The organism is Aurantiacibacter arachoides (genome assembly GCF_009827335.1).
In the GTDB taxonomy this organism is placed as follows: Bacteria; Pseudomonadota; Alphaproteobacteria; order Sphingomonadales; family Sphingomonadaceae; genus Alteraurantiacibacter; species Alteraurantiacibacter arachoides.
Map to the genome: position 1 here is coordinate 2,108,207 of NZ_WTYH01000001.1, position 15,473 is coordinate 2,123,679.

16 protein-coding genes and 1 tRNA gene are annotated in these 15,473 nt (G+C 66.6%); 9 read left to right on the plus strand and 8 right to left on the minus strand.

Annotated features, from left to right (window positions below; all coding sequences use genetic code 11):
- The first annotated feature begins 95 nt into the window (after positions 1 to 95).
- From GRI62_RS10365 to GRI62_RS10375, 3 genes are read left to right on the plus strand one after another with little or no spacing between them, the layout of a single operon-like run.
- Positions 96 to 1,118, plus strand: coding sequence for a phytoene/squalene synthase family protein (locus GRI62_RS10365; RefSeq protein WP_131453869.1), 1,023 nt, complete (start codon positions 96 to 98; stop codon positions 1,116 to 1,118).
- 28 nt (positions 1,119 to 1,146) lie between these two features.
- The gene (locus GRI62_RS10370; protein WP_160731863.1) at positions 1,147 to 1,629 is read left to right on the plus strand and encodes a nuclear transport factor 2 family protein; all 483 of its coding nucleotides are present in this window, start codon (positions 1,147 to 1,149) and stop codon (positions 1,627 to 1,629) included.
- Positions 1,626 to 3,560: an acetyl/propionyl/methylcrotonyl-CoA carboxylase subunit alpha gene (locus GRI62_RS10375; protein ID WP_131453283.1), complete on the plus strand. Its 1,935-nt coding sequence runs from the start codon at positions 1,626 to 1,628 to the stop codon at positions 3,558 to 3,560. Before GRI62_RS10370 ends, GRI62_RS10375 begins: the two co-directional genes overlap by 4 nt.
- Before the next feature lie 89 nt (positions 3,561 to 3,649).
- Here GRI62_RS10375 and GRI62_RS10380 read toward each other — a convergent pair whose 3' ends face one another.
- Positions 3,650 to 5,122 (minus strand): glycerol-3-phosphate dehydrogenase, encoded by a 1,473-nt coding sequence (locus GRI62_RS10380; RefSeq protein WP_131453284.1) that lies wholly within the window; start codon positions 5,120 to 5,122, stop codon positions 3,650 to 3,652.
- Positions 5,119 to 6,417 (minus strand): multidrug effflux MFS transporter, encoded by a 1,299-nt coding sequence (locus GRI62_RS10385; protein ID WP_131453285.1) that lies wholly within the window; start codon positions 6,415 to 6,417, stop codon positions 5,119 to 5,121. Before GRI62_RS10385 ends, GRI62_RS10380 begins: the two co-directional genes overlap by 4 nt.
- A 77-nt stretch (positions 6,418 to 6,494) precedes the next feature.
- Here GRI62_RS10385 and dinB point away from each other — a divergent pair, with 77 nt between their 5' ends.
- Complete coding sequence (dinB, locus tag GRI62_RS10390) at positions 6,495 to 7,628, plus strand: DNA polymerase IV (protein ID WP_131453286.1); 1,134 nt, start codon at positions 6,495 to 6,497, stop codon at positions 7,626 to 7,628.
- On the opposite strand, the gene GRI62_RS10395 is transcribed toward dinB, so the two are convergent.
- From GRI62_RS10395 to GRI62_RS10410, 4 genes are all read right to left on the minus strand, one after another.
- Entirely contained in the window at positions 7,620 to 8,087 is a 468-nt protein-coding gene (locus GRI62_RS10395; protein WP_131453287.1) for an NUDIX hydrolase, read from the minus strand. The genes dinB and GRI62_RS10395 overlap by 9 nt on opposite strands.
- Entirely contained in the window at positions 8,075 to 8,710 is a 636-nt protein-coding gene (locus GRI62_RS10400) for a 6-phosphogluconolactonase (RefSeq protein ID WP_131453288.1), read from the minus strand. Before GRI62_RS10400 ends, GRI62_RS10395 begins: the two co-directional genes overlap by 13 nt.
- Positions 8,711 to 8,789: 79 nt before the next feature.
- Positions 8,790 to 9,347 (minus strand): hypothetical protein, encoded by a 558-nt coding sequence (locus tag GRI62_RS10405; RefSeq protein ID WP_131453289.1) that lies wholly within the window; start codon positions 9,345 to 9,347, stop codon positions 8,790 to 8,792.
- A 26-nt stretch (positions 9,348 to 9,373) separates the two neighbouring features.
- Positions 9,374 to 9,447, minus strand: a tRNA-Gly gene (locus GRI62_RS10410).
- Positions 9,448 to 9,671: 224 nt separating this feature from the next.
- Between GRI62_RS10410 and GRI62_RS10415 the strand changes: the two genes are divergently transcribed.
- From GRI62_RS10415 to dhaK, 4 genes are read left to right on the plus strand one after another with little or no spacing between them, the layout of a single operon-like run.
- Positions 9,672 to 10,559, plus strand: a complete 888-nt coding sequence (locus GRI62_RS10415) for a class II fructose-bisphosphate aldolase (RefSeq protein ID WP_131453290.1) — start codon at positions 9,672 to 9,674, stop codon at positions 10,557 to 10,559.
- Positions 10,556 to 11,287, plus strand: a complete 732-nt coding sequence (locus tag GRI62_RS10420) for an HAD-IA family hydrolase (protein WP_131453291.1) — start codon at positions 10,556 to 10,558, stop codon at positions 11,285 to 11,287. Before GRI62_RS10415 ends, GRI62_RS10420 begins: the two co-directional genes overlap by 4 nt.
- 36 nt (positions 11,288 to 11,323) lie before the next feature.
- Positions 11,324 to 12,007: a dihydroxyacetone kinase subunit DhaL gene (gene dhaL, locus GRI62_RS10425; protein WP_131453292.1), complete on the plus strand. Its 684-nt coding sequence runs from the start codon at positions 11,324 to 11,326 to the stop codon at positions 12,005 to 12,007.
- A gap of 28 nt (positions 12,008 to 12,035) precedes the next feature.
- Positions 12,036 to 13,034, plus strand: a complete 999-nt coding sequence (gene dhaK, locus GRI62_RS10430; protein WP_131453293.1) for a dihydroxyacetone kinase subunit DhaK — start codon at positions 12,036 to 12,038, stop codon at positions 13,032 to 13,034.
- Between the two features lie 16 nt (positions 13,035 to 13,050).
- Here dhaK and GRI62_RS10435 read toward each other — a convergent pair whose 3' ends face one another.
- Both GRI62_RS10435 and GRI62_RS10440 read right to left on the minus strand, forming a co-directional pair.
- A complete protein-coding gene (locus GRI62_RS10435) occupies positions 13,051 to 13,827 on the minus strand; it encodes an alpha/beta fold hydrolase (RefSeq protein WP_131453294.1) in 777 nt (258 codons plus the stop codon).
- Between the two features lie 49 nt (positions 13,828 to 13,876).
- A complete protein-coding gene (locus GRI62_RS10440; RefSeq protein ID WP_131453295.1) occupies positions 13,877 to 14,833 on the minus strand; it encodes a TauD/TfdA dioxygenase family protein in 957 nt (318 codons plus the stop codon).
- Between the two features lie 161 nt (positions 14,834 to 14,994).
- Here GRI62_RS10440 and GRI62_RS10445 point away from each other — a divergent pair, with 161 nt between their 5' ends.
- Complete coding sequence (locus GRI62_RS10445) at positions 14,995 to 15,468, plus strand: hypothetical protein (RefSeq protein ID WP_131453296.1); 474 nt, start codon at positions 14,995 to 14,997, stop codon at positions 15,466 to 15,468.
- The last annotated feature ends 5 nt before the right edge of the window (positions 15,469 to 15,473 follow it).

Here is a 15,473-nt window from a genome sequence, read left to right on the forward strand (position 1 = left end):
GGATAGCCAGGCGAGAGGCGCGGCAACTGGGCCTGACCCGCGTGCGCCCGCGTCCGCTCGTTGCCAGCCACGTGGTCAAGTCCACCCCGCGCCAGATGGGCGGGGGGCGCGAGCGCAAGGCGCTGGTGAAGCGTGCGCACGAAAGCATCGCCAAGGGCAGCAAGAGCTTCGCCGTCGCCAGCTGGCTGTTCGACAAGGATACGCGCGATCGCAGCCACCTGCTTTACGCCTGGTGCCGCCGTTGCGACGATATTGCCGACGGCCAGGATTATGGCGGAACGCTCAAGCTCGACGAATCCAGCGCGCAGGACCGGGTCGCCGCGATCCGCATCCTCACGCACCGGGCTCTTGAGGGCCAGCCGACCGCCGACATCGCTTTCGATGCGCTGGGCCAGGTGGCGAGCGAAACCGGCATAACGCGGGAGATGGCCGACGACGTCATCGACGGTTTCGCGCTGGACGCGCAAGGCTGGCGTCCGCGCTCCGAAGGCGATCTCATGCGCTATTGCTACCACGTCGCGGGCGCGGTGGGCGTGATGATGGCCCGGGTGATGGGCGTGCCCGCCGATGCCAGCGAAACGCTCGACCGCGCCTGCGACCTCGGCCTCGCCTTCCAGCTCAACAACATCGCCCGCGACGTATCCGAGGACGATGCCGCCGGGCGCTGCTACATTCCCGAGGAATGGCTGGCGGAATACGACATTCCGCCGGGCCAGCACATGAAACCGCAGTATCGCCGGCAACTGGTCAAGATCGTCCAGCGCATGGTCAAAATGGCCCAGCAGCACGAGGCGGCGGCGCGCGCTGGCGCGGCGCACCTCAAGTTTCGCCAGCGCTGGGCGGTGCTCGCGGCGGCCAACATCTATGGCGCCATCGGGCAGGAGGTCGTCAGTCAGGCGGAACTGGCATGGGATCATCGCATCCATACCAGCACGCTCGAAAAGCTCGGCCACGTTACCGCCGCTTTCAAGGAAGCGATTGCTGGATCGTGGGAGCCGCAGGAGATGCCAACGTGGACGCGCGGCACGCTGATGGTCATGGCACGCATGGCGCAGCCCGTCGCCGATATCCCGCACACCCCCTTGCGCGACGAGGATGTCCGCCGCAAGGAAGACTGAGGCTTCGGCCTTGCGGAGAGGAAAGCTGATGCGAACGATTGCTCTGGCGGCGCTGCTGGCGCTGGCCCTGCCGACCGGCGTTCATGCGCAGACTGCGGCGGGCGACCGGTCCGGAACTGACAGGGCTGCCGTGATGGCCGTGGTCGATGGTTTCACCGATGGCCTCGCCGCCAAGGATGCCGAGGCGATGACCGCGCTGATGACCGAAGACGCCTATCTCGCCTTCGTGCAGGAGCTTGACGGCGAAGACCGCGTGCAGTCCATGCCGCTCGCCACCGCCGCGCAAGGCCTCGCCAACGTGCCGATGGACATTGCCGAACCGCTGGGCGAGGCGACCGTGCTGATCGACGGCCCGGTGGCCATGGTCTGGGCGCCCTACGATTTCCTGGTCGAAGGCGCACGCAGCCATTGCGGTATCGACGTCTTCACCCTGATCCGCGCCGACGGTGCGTGGAAGATCGCCACCATCACCTACAGCCACGTCGCAGAAGGCTGCCCCGACCTGTCATGATCGCCAAGCTCCTCATCGCAAACCGCGGGGAAATCGCCTGCCGCATCATCCGCACCGCGCGCGCGATGGGCGTGGCGACCGTGGCGGTCTATTCCGATGCCGATGCCAAGGCGCTGCACGTGCGGCAGGCGGACGAGGCCGTGCACATCGGCCCCTCGCCCGCTGCCGAAAGCTACCTGGTGGGCGGGAAGATCATTGCCGCCGCCAGGCAGACCGGCGCTGACGCAATCCATCCGGGCTACGGCTTCCTCAGCGAGAACGCCGATTTCGCCCAAGATGTGATCGACGCCGGCCTGGTCTGGGTCGGCCCCAAGCCTGTTTCGATCCGCGCGATGGGCCTGAAGGACGCCGCGAAGCAGCGCATGATCGCCGCCGGGGTGCCGGTGACGCCAGGCTACCTGGGGGCGGACCAGTCGGTCGAACGGTTGCAGGCAGAGGCGGCGGCCATCGGCTACCCCGTGCTGATAAAGGCCGTCGCGGGCGGCGGCGGCAAGGGGATGCGCAAGGTCGATGGCGCGGCCGAATTCGCGGCCATGCTGGAAAGCTGCCGGCGCGAGTCCAAGGCCAGTTTCGGGAACGACGAGGTGCTGCTGGAAAAGTGGATCACCTCGCCCCGCCACATCGAGGTGCAGGTGTTCGGCGACGCCCACGGCAATGTCGTCCATTTGTTCGAGCGCGACTGCTCATTGCAGCGCCGCCACCAGAAGGTGATCGAGGAAGCCCCCGCCCCCGGCATGGACGATGCGACCCGCAAGGCCATCTGCGCCGCCGCCGTGCGCGCCGCGAAAGCCGTGGATTACGAAGGCGCGGGCACGATCGAATTCATCGCCGACGCCAGCGAGGGGCTGCGGGCGGACCGCATCTTCTTCATGGAGATGAACACCCGGCTGCAGGTGGAACACCCGGTGACCGAGGAGATCACCGGGGTCGATCTGGTGGAGTGGCAGCTGCGGGTGGCAAGCGGGGAGCCACTGCCTTTGAAGCAGGAAGAGCTGTCGATCAACGGTTGGGCGATCGAAGCAAGGCTTTATGCCGAGGATCCGGCGAAGGGGTTTCTGCCAAGCACTGGGCGGCTTGAATATCTTGATCTGCGAGGTAACGGGCGGATCGAGACGGGAGTCGTGCAGGGCGATCTGATTTCACCATTCTATGATCCGATGATCGCCAAGCTCGTCGTCCATTCGGAAGATCGGGACAGCGCAATCGCCGCGTTGCAACGGCTGACTGGCCGGGTCAAATGCTGGCCGGTCAAGTGTAACGCCGGTTTCCTGACCCTGCTGCTGCGCGATAGCGACTTCGCCAGTGGCGCGATGGACACGGGTCTGATTGCCGAAAAACTGGACGATTTCATCCCGCAGGGCGAGCCATCCGAACGCGTACTGCAATCGGCCGGGCACATGGTCATGGATGAGATAATGGACGGCTCAGTCGAATGGTTGCGCGCCGCAATCTTCGATACACCCCGGGGTGCCTCCACCAACCTGGGCTTCCGACTGAACCGCGAGCCGGAGCCAACTCGTTTCGTATTGACGGACGGAAAATCTTCTTTCCCAGTAAGTTACCGCAACCTGCTGGCGGACGAGAGCTTGTACGTCGAAGGGACCGAACACGGCTACTTGGTATCTGAGGATGGCGTTACCTGGATGCTGACACTTCATCGGGTCGATGCTTCAGGTGGGGTTGCGGCCGGCGACGGCGACATTCTCGCCCCCATGCCGGGCAAGGTCATCGCGGTCGACGTGGCCGAGGGCGACACCGTCACCGCTGGCCAGCGGCTGCTGGTGCTCGAGGCGATGAAGATGGAGCATGCGCTGACCGCGCCTTTCGATGGCGTGGTGGCGGAACTGTCGGCCAGCGAGGGCGCGCAGGTGCAGGTCGAGGCACTGTTGGCCAGAATTGAACAGGATGTTGTGGAGAAGGCGGACTGCTGAAACCCGCTCACCCCGAGCTTGTCGAAGGGTCGTCGTTTTCGTGGGCGGAGAGAAAGCCAGTCCTTCGACAAGCTCAGGATGAGCGGTGTTTATCTGGCGAGATAGCTCTCCAGCTCCGCAACCTCAGCCGCACTCATGTGCAGACCCAGCTTGGTCCGACGCCACAGCACGTCCTCGGCGCTGACGGCCCATTCCACCCGGCGCAGATACTCGACCTCCGCCTCGCTCAGCCCGCAGTTGAACTGGCGGCCGAGATCGTCCCAGCAGCCAGCCTCTCCCAGCCAATCCACCGCGCGAGTGCCGTAGGCTCGCCCGATCCGCAGCGCGTCCCGGTAGTCCAGGAAGGGGTAAAGCGCCTTCAGCGCGCCGATCAGGTGGTGCTGTGCGGTCCGGTCGAAGTCGCCGCCGGGCAGCGGCGCATGGGCGGTCCAGTGGTCCTTTGCCAGCACCGGCAGGCGCTGCGCCAGCTTGTCGCAGGCATCCTCGGCCACATGGCGATAGCTGGTGATCTTGCCGCCCCAGATGCCCAGCAGCGGTGCGCCCTCGCCTTCCTCGCTCAGCGAGATACGGTAACCGCGCGTCGCCGCTTCCGGTCGGCCTGTGCCGTCATCGATCAGCGCGCGCACTCCGGCGAACGTGTGCACGACGTCGCCCGGCGTCACGTCAGTTGCGAAATAGCGGTTCGCCGCGTCGCACAGATAACGCACCTCCGCCGTGCTGGCCTCGACCTCGTCCAGCGATCCGTCGTGGTCGGCGTCGGTCGTGCCGATGAGGGTAAAATCGCCTTCCCACGGAATGGCGAAGCAGATGCGCGTGTCTGGCTGCTGAAGGATGTAGGCGTAATCGTGGTCGAACAGTCCGGGCACCACGATATGCGAGCCGCGCACACGGCGGAGGCCGTAGCTCGGCCGCTCTCCCACGATGCCCGCCAGCTCGTCCGCCGCAGGGCCAGCGGCATTCACCAGCGCGCGGCCGCGAAAGGCGCCGGCCGTGGTCTGCACCACCCAATCGCCGTGTTCGCGCCTGGCCGAGGTAACGCGGGTGCGCGGGCGAATGTCGGCGCCCCGCTCGGCAGCATCGAGCGCGTTCAGCACCACCAGCCGCGCGTCGTCCACCCAGCCGTCGGAGTATTCGAAGCCGCGCGTGCACCCTGGCTCCAGCGGCGCGCCCGCCGGGTGGCGGTCCAGCCCGATCGAGCGGGCGTTGCGAAAGGCGCCGCGCCCGCCGATGTGGTCGTAGAGGAACAGCCCGGCCCGCAGCATCCAGCGCGGGCGCATACCTGTGCTCACCGGCAGCACGAACCGCATCGGGCGCACGATATGCGGGGCGATGGACCACAACACGTCGCGCTCGCCCAGTGCCTCGCGCACCAGCGCGAATTCGTAGTATTCGAGATAGCGCAGCCCGCCGTGGACGAGCTTGGTGGATTTGGACGACGTGCCGCTGGCAAGGTCGCCCGTTTCCAGCAGCAGCACCCGCGCGCCCCGCCCCGCCGCGTCCCGCGCCACGCCCGCCCCGTTGACCCCGCCGCCGATCACGATGAGGTCGAAGGGGTCGCTCACGGGTTCGCGCTGCCCTGGTCCTGTATCTGCGTTTGTCCCTGCCCCTGCCCCTGCCCCTGCCTCGGTCGGTTGAGCCGGCGGAACAGCTTGCCCTTCTCGCTGTAGAGCACCAGCAACAGCGCCAGCGAGGAGCAGATCAGCAGCGACCAGGCGAAGGGTATCGCCGATCCATCGTAAGCCTGCCCGATCACCATGCCTACGAGCGCCGCGCCGAACATGCGGAAGAAGGTCTGCACGCTGCTGGCGGAACCGGCGATGTGGGCAAAGGGCTGCATCGCGATCGAACCGAAGTTCGAGCCCAGGAAACCCAGCAGCGCGAGGTTGACGCTCATCAGCGGGAGGAACCAGTAGATGTTGCCGTAATGCACGTAGCTCGACCAGACCTGCACCGCGCTCACCGCGATGAACATGATCACGCCCGCATGGCTGACCCGCCGCGCGCCGAAGCGGGTGACGATGCGCGAATTGACGATGTTGGTGAAGGCCATCATCGCTGCGGTGGCGCCGAACAGGATGGGAAAGGTCTCGTCGTCCACGCCGAACGCGTCCTGGTAGAGCTGCTGGCCCGAATTGACGTACCCGAACACCCCGCCCATCACCAGAAGGGTGCCCAGGGTATAACCGATGGACGAGCGGTTGAGCAGCGCCGAGAGCATGTTGCGCGCGATGACCGGCAGGATGACCTCCTGCCGGTTTTCCCGGGTCAACGTCTCTGGCAGGCGGAACCACACCCACACCGCGGCACCCGCCGCCACGACCGAGAGCGCCACGAAAATGAGCCGCCAGTCACCCACCAGCATGATCGCCTGGCCGATGCTGGGCGCGAATACCGGCACGGTGATGAACACCGCGGCGATGGTCGACATCAGCCGGGCCATGTGATCGCCTTCGTACAGGTCGCGAACGATCGCCAGCGGGGCGACGAGAAGGCCCGCGCACATCAGGCCGGTAAGCCCGCGCACCACGAGCATGGTCGAAAAATCGGTGAGCGTGGCGATGAGCAGGTTGAGCACGCAGGCCGCGCCCAGCGCGAACAGGATGATCGGACGCCGGCCGTAGCGGTCGGCGAAGCTGCCCGGCACCAGGCAGCCCACGCCCATCATGACGGTGTAGACCGCGATTACCATCTGCCGATCGTTGCCGTCGGCCGCGCCCAGGTCGCGCGCGATCTCGTCCACCGCGGGCAGCATGGCGTCGATGCCCAGCGCGTTCAGGCTCATCAACAGGGCCAGCATCACCACGAGTTCACGCTTGCCCAGCGTCATCGCGTCGATCGGTCGGGGAGCGGTAGCCATTCGTTCGCGCCTACACAGCCACCCCATGCGAGAAAAGGATTAAGTCAAGCGCGCCGCCTTGGTAGGACTGTCCTTCCATGAGCGAACGGGACGACATCGAGCAGGCGGATGACCCGCGCGAGGGCGAAGGCGGCCTGCGCAAGATCATCCACGTCGACATGGATGCCTTCTTCGCCAGCGTGGAGCAGCGCGACAACCCGGACCTGCGCGGCAAGCCCGTGGCGGTCGGCGGCAGCAGCGGGCGCGGCGTCGTGGCGGCGGCGAGTTACGAGGCCCGCCGGTTCGGCGTGAAAAGCGCCATGCCGTCTGTCACCGCGCGGCGGCTGTGCCCCGACCTGATCTTCGTGAAAAGCCGTTTCGACGCCTATCGCGAGGCAAGCGAGCAGATTCGCGAAATCTTTTATCACCACACCCCGCACGTCGAACCGCTGAGCCTCGACGAAGCCTATCTCGACGTCACCGAGGACATTCACGCCATCGGCTCCGCCACGCGGATCGCACAGGCCATCCGCCGCGAAATTCGTGAACGGACAGGGCTGACCGCCAGCGCCGGGGTCAGCTACAACAAGTTCCTCGCCAAGATGGCCAGCGACCAGAACAAGCCCGACGGGATCTGCGTGATCCGCCCGGGCGAGGGCGCGGCCTTTGCCCAGTCGCTGCCGATCCGCCGTTTCCACGGCGTGGGGCCCAAGGGGGCCGAAAAGATGGCGCGGCTGGGGATAGATACCGGGGCGGACCTGGCGGCGCGGGACCTCGTCTGGCTGCGCGCCAATTTCGGCAGCTTTGCGGACTATCTCTACCGGGCGGCCCGCGGGGTTGACCTGCGCCCCGTGCGCACCAATCGCATCCGCAAGTCGATCGGCGGTGAACGCACCTTCGGGGAGGACATTTCCTCCGGCCCGGCCCTGCGCGACACGCTGGACGATATCGTCGAGATCGTCTGGGAGCGCATCGCCGCAAAGGCTGCAAAGGGCCGCACGGTGACGCTGAAGCTGAAATTCACCGATTTTCAGCTGATGACACGCGCCCAGTCGCAGCCGCAGGCGGTAGCCGACAAGGCGGAGTTCGCCCGGATCGCCCATTTGCTGCTGGCCGGCGAATTGCCGCTGCCCATGCCGATCCGCCTGATGGGGCTGACGCTGAGCAACCTCGATCGTGGCACCGGCGAGGACGAACCGCGCCGGGACGATGCGCAGCTTTCGCTACTCTAGCGCCGCCATCAGCGCGAGGCGCGGGCGCACCCGCTTTTCCAGCGCCTCGGGCAGTTCGTCGATGGTGAAGAACCGCGCTTCGATCACCTCGCGCATGTCGGGCTGCGGGGGATCGTTGACGCGCGCCGTGTAGAGCCAGACGTGGTGGGAAACGCCGTGGATCGTCTCCACCCGCTGCGACACGAGTTGCAGGTCGTCCAGCGTGACATCCAGTTCCTCGCGCATCTCGCGCCGGATGGCATGGCTAGGATCCTCGCCGTGTCCCATGCCGCCCGCGGGCATCGACCAGGCCCTAGTGCCATAGCTGTGGCGCACCAGCAGCAGCCGGTCCCGGGCATCGAAAGCCATGACCGCTACGCCGTAGATGTCCCGCCGGGCCATCCGCACCCACACCTTTCGCACCCGATGCGCCAGAGGCATCAGCGCGCGCTGGACGGGCGCGGGGATCAGGTGAAGCATGTCACCTTCGGCCCCTCGCCTTTCCGGGCGGCGGCCAGCAGGCGGGCCACGGGCAGGTCGTGATCGCCGCGCAGGGCGGCATCGAATACCGCGCGCTTGTCCTCGCCCCGGATCACGAACATCAGCGCGTCGCTATCCAGCAAGGCGGGAATGGTCAGGCTGATCCGGTCGAACGGCGCCTCGGGCGGCAGCGGATCGGGGGTAAGGCGACGGATGGCCTGCGGATCGTCGGCCCGCGGATCGGTGTTGGGAAACAGGCTCGCCACGTGGCCGTCCGCGCCCATGCCCAGCCAGACAAGCGCGAAGTGCGGCACCTGTTCCATGACGCTCAGGCCGACCACCTCCGCCCCCGCCGGCTCCAGAAGGGCGCGGATGCGTCCGGCGTTGCTCGCCGCATGATCGTCCGGCACCACGCGGTCGTCGCCCGGCCAAACGGTGACGCGTCGCCAGTCGAGGTCGCAGGACTGGGCGAGCTCGGCGAGTATGGGAAACGGCGTCGACCCGCCCGGCACGCTGATCGCCACCGGCAGGTCGCTGCTGGCGAGAGCCCGGGCAAGGTGATCGTGGACAAAGCGCGCGATGTCCGCGTCGCTGGCGTTTTCGATGATGGCAATCTGGGTCATGACAAGCGTGCGCTAGCTGCTGGCACCGGCCTTGGCGAGCCTTGCTTCGCGCGCAACCCTTCGTCTTTGCCTCTGGTCCCTAGAACAGGCTGCGGCCGGCGAGCGCCACCACGCCTGCCCCTACCACCAGCGCCAGCACCACCAGCCAGCGCAGCGCCTTGCGCGGCATCCGCTCCCAGTCCTCCCCCGCGATCGCGGCAAAGGCGAGCACGCCCGCCACCGCCAGCGCCCCGCCCGCCGCCGCCAGGTACGGTTCCCCCGTCGCCAGCGCCAGCGACAGGATCAGCAGCCCGCTCGCATCGGTGGCCACGCCGGCAAGCAGCACGATGGCCGTTGCGCCGAGCGAGGCCGTGGGTTCGCGCGGGGCGCTGGGCGAGGCGAGTATCGCCACCTCCACCGCCGCCAGCGCCAGCGCGGCTGCCACCAGCCATGCGCGGTATTCGCCGCTCACGATGCCGGCGAGCCCGCCTGCGAGCCATGCCGCCAGCGCGCTGGCCAGCACAGCGGCGCCGGTTATGGCCGCCAGCAGCGGGCCGATGGCCATGCCCCCCTGCGCCAGCCGCGCCACCCGCACCGCCTCACGCCCGGCGAACATCGCCAGCGCAACGGTCAGAAAGGTCAGGAGAAAGGCAGGCACGGCTCGCTCCGCTTAAGTCGGGCGAATGGAGCGGGTGAAGGGAATCGAACCCTCGTCGTAAGCTTGGGAAGCTTCTGCTCTGCCATTGAGCTACACCCGCAAGGTAGGGCCCGCCAATATGCCGAGCGGCGGCCTCGCGTCAATCGAAGCCTGCGACAGGCAAGTTGCGCGCACAGGCAATTTTCGGACAAATGCAATCTCGCGCGGGGATTCCCTGCCGATCCGGGTAGTTTGCCGGGGAATCAGCGGCTATGAGCCTGATTCGCAGACGCCGGACACAATCATCATCCGGCTCAACATCAGGCACTCGTTGGGAGCACGATCATGCCACTTGTCAACATGAAGCCGCTGCTGCGGCACGCGATGGATAACGGCTATGCCGTGGCCGCGTTCAATCTGGTCGATTACGGGACCACCAAGGCGATGGTGAAAGCCGCCGAGGAACTGAATGCGCCGGTGATCTGCCAGACCAGCGCCAAGACCATCCAGTATTTCAGCCACCGCGAAATCGTCAGCTGGGTGCGCACCGTCGCTGAGGAGTCTCCGGTGCCGGTGGTGCTTCACCTCGATCACTGCAAGGACCTGGCCATGATCGAGGAGTGCGCCCGCTCGGGCTGGACATCGATCATGATCGACGCGAGCGAATATCCGTTCGAGGAGAACCTCGCAATGTCGCTGCGCGTGCGCGACATCGCTGATCGGTACGGTGTCGGCATGGAGGCCGAACTCGGGCAGATCATGGGCGTGGAAGACGACATGGTCGTGGACGAGGCGGACAGCGTGCTGACCGATCCCGACGACGCGCGGCGGTTCTGCGACGCGCTCGACCTCAGCGCATTTGCCTGTGCCGTCGGCACCGCGCACGGGTTCTACAAGGGCGAGCCGGTGGTCGATTTCGACCGCATCGAGGCGATCAACCGCGCCACCGGCACGCCGATGGCCCTGCACGGCGGTACCGGCCTGTCGGACGAGACATTCGCCAAGGCCATCGCCCGCGGCGCGGCCAAGGTGAACATCTCCACCAATCTCAAGCACGTCTTCGTCGAAAGCGTGGAGGATTACCGCCGCAAGAACCCCGACGATTACGAACCCTTGCGCGTCATCGATGCGCAGTACCAGGCGTGCAAGGCGCTGTTTGCCGGCTTCATCGAGAAATTCGGCGGCAGGGACACGGCCCCTGCCTTCCTCGCCAGCCTGCGGGAAACGGCATGAGACCCGAAGCCATCATCTTCGATTGCGACGGCGTGCTCGTGGATACCGAGCGCGACGCGCACCGCGTCGGCTTCAACCGCGCCTTTGCCCAGTTCGGCATCGATGCAGAATGGGATGTGGAGCAATACGGGCGCCTGTTGCAGGTCGCCGGTGGCAAGGAACGCATGACCGCCTACTTCGACCAGGCCGGCTGGCCAGAGGCGCAGGTTGACGAACACGGCGGCCGGGCGGAACTGATCGCGGCGCTGCACAAGGCCAAGACCGCGATCGTTTCCGCCATGGTCAGGGACCTGCCGCTGCGCCCCGGCGTGCTGCGCATCGTGGACGAGGCGGTGGCGGCAGGCGTGCGGCTGGGTGTCTGCACCACGTCGAACCCCAAATTCATCGACGCGGTGCTCGACCTGATGGGGGCGGAGCGCAAGGCGCGATTCGAATTCGTCCATGCGGGTGACGTGGTCAGCCGCAAGAAGCCCGACCCCGAGATCTACGAACTGGCCACGCGATCGCTGGGACTGGATCCTGCGGACTGCGTGGTGATCGAGGACAGCCGCAACGGCCTGCTTGCCGCCCACGGCGCGGGCTATCCGGTTCTCGTCACCACCAGCACCTACACCGTGGACGAGGATTTTGCGCAAGCCGCGCGCGTGGTTCCCGAACTGGGCGATGCGCCGGATGCCGGCATCACGCTGGCCGACCTTGCCGCGCTAACGCGCCGGGCTGTCACATAAGCCAGGCTGTCACACAAGGGAGACGATCGACACGCCATGACCACTACCATTTCGCAAGCGCAGATCGCCCGCGCGGTCGACGTGACCGCCGATACCGTGATCCGCAACGAACACTACTTTTCCGATCTCGACGGCCTGGCGGGTGACGGCGATTTCGGAACCTCGTTGGCCACCGGGTTCAAGGTGATGAAGCGCGACCTGCCCACGATCGATGCGGCGGACATCGGCGCACTGCTGATGAAGCTGTCGATGATCGTATCCAAGCATGTGGGCGGCTCCTCCGGCCCCATCTGGGGTACAGGCTTCATGAAGGCCGCCATGGTCGCCAAGGGCAAGACCGAGGTGACGCTGGAGGAACTGGCGCAGATGATCGGCAACGCGGTCGATGGCATCATGGCCCGGGGCGGCGCGCAACTGGGCGACAAGACCCTGCTCGACGCCGTAATCCCCGTCGCCGAACGCCTGAAGGCCGCTGCCGCCACCGGCGCCGCCGATACCGGCGCGCTGCTGAAGGACCTGGCCGACATAGCCGACGGCGCGGTCGATTCGACCCGCAGCCTCGTCGCCCGGCGCGGCCGCGCCAGCCAGGTGGGGCTGCGCAGCGGCGACACGCCCGATCCAGGCATCGTCGCCGTGGCAACCATCCTGACCGACTGGACCAACACCTTCGGACCGGGCCGCACCGCGACCGCGCCCGAGGTGGCCAAGGCCATCGCCTGATTTTCGAACACTGGAGAGGACAACGACAATGAAGAAATTCGTCAACACGCCCGAGGATTTCGTGCCCGAGTTCATGGCCGGCGTTCTCGCGGCCAATCCCGATCTGCTCGAAGGCAACCTGGAATACCAGATGATCAAGCGCAAGGATGCGCCGCGCGATAACAAGGTCAGCGTGATCCAGGGCTCGGGCAGCGGGCACGAACCCGCCCACGTCATGGCGGTCGGCCCCGGGATGCTCGACGGCGCGTGCCAGGGCCCGGTCTTCGCCGCCCCGCCGGTGGATGCCTGTTACGAGACCATCAAGGCACTGGCCACGCCCGCCGGGGTGCTGGTGCTGGTGAACAACTACCAGGGCGATCGCATGGCCTGGGATACCGCGGTCGAGATGGCGCAGGGCATGGACGACATCAAGGTCGACCAGTTCATCATCAACGACGATGTGGCGGTGCAGGATTCGCTCTACACCGTGGGTCGGCGCGGCGTGGCCGGCAACTTCTTCGTGATGAAGTGCTGCGGCGCGGCCGCCGAGGAAGGCAAGACGCTGGAAGAGGTCAAGGCCGTCGCCGAAAGGGTGAACGCCAACGTGCGCACCATGGGCGTGGCCCTCACCAGCTGCATCCCGCCCGCCAAGGGCACCCCGATCTTCGACATCGGCGACGACGAGATGGAAGTGGGCGTGGGCATTCACGGCGAGCCGGGGCGTGAGCGCGCCAAGATCAAGAGCGCCGACGAGGTCACTGCCATGCTGTTCGACGCGGTGGCGACCGACCTGCCGTTCGATTCGGGCGACCGCGTGGCGCTGATGGTCAATGGCCTGGGCGGCACGCCTCCGGCAGAGCTCTATGTCATCTACAACAAGGCGGCCCAGCTTTGCGCCGACCGCGGCCTGACGGTGGCACGCAATTACGTGGGCGAATACTGCACTGCCATCGAAATGGCCGGCTGCTCGATCACGCTGCTGAAGCTGGACGCCGAGATGGAAGCCTACCTCGAGGCACCGGCCACCACGGCCTGCCGGATCTTCTGATCGCAGCGCAGTCGATCTATTCCGTTGCATCCAGAATGACGCGGATCGTTTCCAGCGGCTGATCCCACATCGGGAAATGGCCGCTGGAATCGAACCAGTGCAGTGTCGCGCCGGGGAAGGCGGCCATCGCGCGTTCCGCCTGCCGGGGCAGGCACAGCCGGTCCTTGCGGCCCCAGCCGATCACGACAGGCGCATTCGTCGCCGCGGGGCCCTGCTGCGCCGGGCCGGTGGCGAGATCCTTCACCAGCGCGTTGAACGTGGGCGTTCGGGCGAACGATCGGAGTTCCTGCACGACGATCGCCGGATCGAGCGCCCAGGGCCTGGCAGAAAGCTGCGCCATCAGCGCCGTGCGGCCCGCGCCGTTTCCGGCAATCGCGGGCAGTGCCGGCTGCAACGTGCGAACAAGAGCAATCGAGGCCGAAATGGTGGTGCGGAAAAAGGTGCGCTCCCACCCCTTCCAGAACCCGCCGGGGTCCAGCGCGACGACCGCGCCGGCATGGCCCCGCCGGGCCATTTCCAGCACCAGGCGGGCACCCATCGAACTGCCAACCATGTCGATCCCGGACAGCCCCTCGGCCGCAAGCCATTCATCCAGACTGCGCGCCAGTCCCGCAAAGGTGCCGCTGTCACGTTCGGCGGGGGTGCGGCCATGGCCCGGCAGGTCGATGGCGATCAGCTCCCTTTCCTGCGCCAGGGCGGGCGCGATCGTGTCCCAGGAATGCGTGCTGCCGCCAAGGCCGTGAACGAGCAGGAGAGGTTTGCCGCGTCCGGCGCGGGTATGGTGTATGGTCATGCAAGGGGAACGCATGACCGCAACAATCGGGTCTCGGACGGGTGGAGGCCTACCGCCCCGCGTCCCGCGCCCGGTTGATATCCACGCTCTGCGGGCTCGCCGCGAACAGCGCCGTGTAAGGGTCGTCGCCCATGTCCAGCGTATGTGGCTCGGTGCCTTCGCGCACCGTCGTGCGGCGCATGTCGCGCTTTTCGCCGGCGGTATCGTATTCGCCGCCGCGGTGCATGGTGCACAGATTGTCCCAGATCACCATGTCGCCCGCGCTCCAGTCCACGCTGAAGGTATATTGCGGCTGGGTGATGTGGGCGATGAGATCGGCGATCAGCTGGCGCCCCTGGGCCTTGTCCATGCCCTTTACGTCCATCGTGTGCGCGGCGATGAAGATCGCCTTGCGGCCCGATCCGCGATGGACATGGACGAGCGGGTGTTCTGCCTTGAAGCGGCTGTCGATCTCTTCCTCGGAAATGTCGGCACCCGCCAGCTTGCGGCTCCACCAGAGCGAGTTGATGCCCACCTTCCCTTCCAGCAGCGCCTTGGTCTCGGCCGGCAGATCGTCATAGGCGGCGCGGGTATCGGCGAACCAGGTTTCGCCGCCGTGCTGCGGCACTTGGTGGGCAAGCAGGATGGAATAGCTGGTGCGCCTGGTCAGGAAGGCGCTGTCGGTGTGCCACAGCCGATCGCCCTTGCGATATTCGATCGCCGCCGGATCGCGGGTGATCTCGCCTTCCAGGTCGAGATTCGAGGCATCGAACAATTCGCGATAGGGCAGCCGCGTGCGCTGCCCCTCCTCGCGCTTGGGCGTGCGTTCCAGGTATCCGAAGTTGCGGCTGAAGGCCAGGTGGTCCTCGTCGGTCATCCCGGTGCCCCGCCACATCGTCACCCCGAAGCGATCCATCGCGCCGGTTACCTGCCGCACCTCGGCGGGCGAAAGGGGGCGTGTCAGATCAAGCCCCGAGCACACGGCACCGAAACCGATTTCGGGCAGGATCGCATCTGTCTGGAGCATTCGAACCTCGCTTAACATTGAGCCGCGCAGCCTAGCACCGTGTCGCCCTGTCCGCCAAGTCGTTGATTATGTCCGAAGTGAGGTCGAAGCCAGTGGCTGGCACTTGTCGCCGCCTCGCGCGTATTGAAACGACGCTGTATGGAGATCGATCGATGCCCGCCTTGCGCACATTTGCCCTCACCGGGTTCGCCTCGCTTGGCCTGACCCTCGCCGCCTGCGATGGCGCGACAGGCGATGCCGCCCCTCCGGCCGCTGCCACGCCTGAGACATCCGCACCGGCCGCGACCAGCACGCCCATGCCGTCCGGCGAGGCGCAGCCGATCACCGCCATTCCCGCAGCAATGCAGGGCCGCTGGGGCATGACCACCGCCGATTGCGATCCTGACGAAGCCGCCAACAAGGGCCTGATGACGGTCGATGCGACCACGCTGCGATTCTACGAATCTGTTGCCGAAATCGGCGATGCGACGCTTGCCGGCGACACCATGCTCCGCGGCACTTTCGCCTATGAGGGCGAAGGGATGCAATGGACACGCGATCTGACCCTGTCGCTATCGGGCGCGGATACGCTGACGCTGGAAGAATTGGGTGACGATGCCGTGGAAGGCCCCCGGCTATACACCCGGTGCGCCTGAGGAGG

Excerpts from the sequence above, each read along its gene's own strand:
- GRI62_RS10365 (WP_131453869.1), top strand. The coding sequence starts at position 96 with ATGGGCGGGGGGCGCGAGCGCAAGGCGCTGGTGAAGCGTGCGCACGAA.
- GRI62_RS10370 (WP_160731863.1), top strand. The coding sequence starts at position 1,147 with ATGCGAACGATTGCTCTGGCGGCGCTGCTGGCGCTGGCCCTGCCGACC.
- GRI62_RS10375 (WP_131453283.1), top strand. The coding sequence starts at position 1,626 with ATGATCGCCAAGCTCCTCATCGCAAACCGCGGGGAAATCGCCTGCCGC.
- GRI62_RS10385 (WP_131453285.1), bottom strand. The coding sequence starts at position 6,417 with ATGGCTACCGCTCCCCGACCGATCGACGCGATGACGCTGGGCAAGCGT.
- dinB (WP_131453286.1), top strand. The coding sequence starts at position 6,495 with ATGAGCGAACGGGACGACATCGAGCAGGCGGATGACCCGCGCGAGGGC.
- GRI62_RS10395 (WP_131453287.1), bottom strand. The coding sequence starts at position 8,087 with ATGCTTCACCTGATCCCCGCGCCCGTCCAGCGCGCGCTGATGCCTCTG.
- GRI62_RS10400 (WP_131453288.1), bottom strand. The coding sequence starts at position 8,710 with ATGACCCAGATTGCCATCATCGAAAACGCCAGCGACGCGGACATCGCG.
- GRI62_RS10415 (WP_131453290.1), top strand. The coding sequence starts at position 9,672 with ATGCCACTTGTCAACATGAAGCCGCTGCTGCGGCACGCGATGGATAAC.
- GRI62_RS10420 (WP_131453291.1), top strand. The coding sequence starts at position 10,556 with ATGAGACCCGAAGCCATCATCTTCGATTGCGACGGCGTGCTCGTGGAT.
- dhaL (WP_131453292.1), top strand. The coding sequence starts at position 11,324 with ATGACCACTACCATTTCGCAAGCGCAGATCGCCCGCGCGGTCGACGTG.
- dhaK (WP_131453293.1), top strand. The coding sequence starts at position 12,036 with ATGAAGAAATTCGTCAACACGCCCGAGGATTTCGTGCCCGAGTTCATG.
- GRI62_RS10435 (WP_131453294.1), bottom strand. The coding sequence starts at position 13,827 with ATGACCATACACCATACCCGCGCCGGACGCGGCAAACCTCTCCTGCTC.
- GRI62_RS10440 (WP_131453295.1), bottom strand. The coding sequence starts at position 14,833 with ATGCTCCAGACAGATGCGATCCTGCCCGAAATCGGTTTCGGTGCCGTG.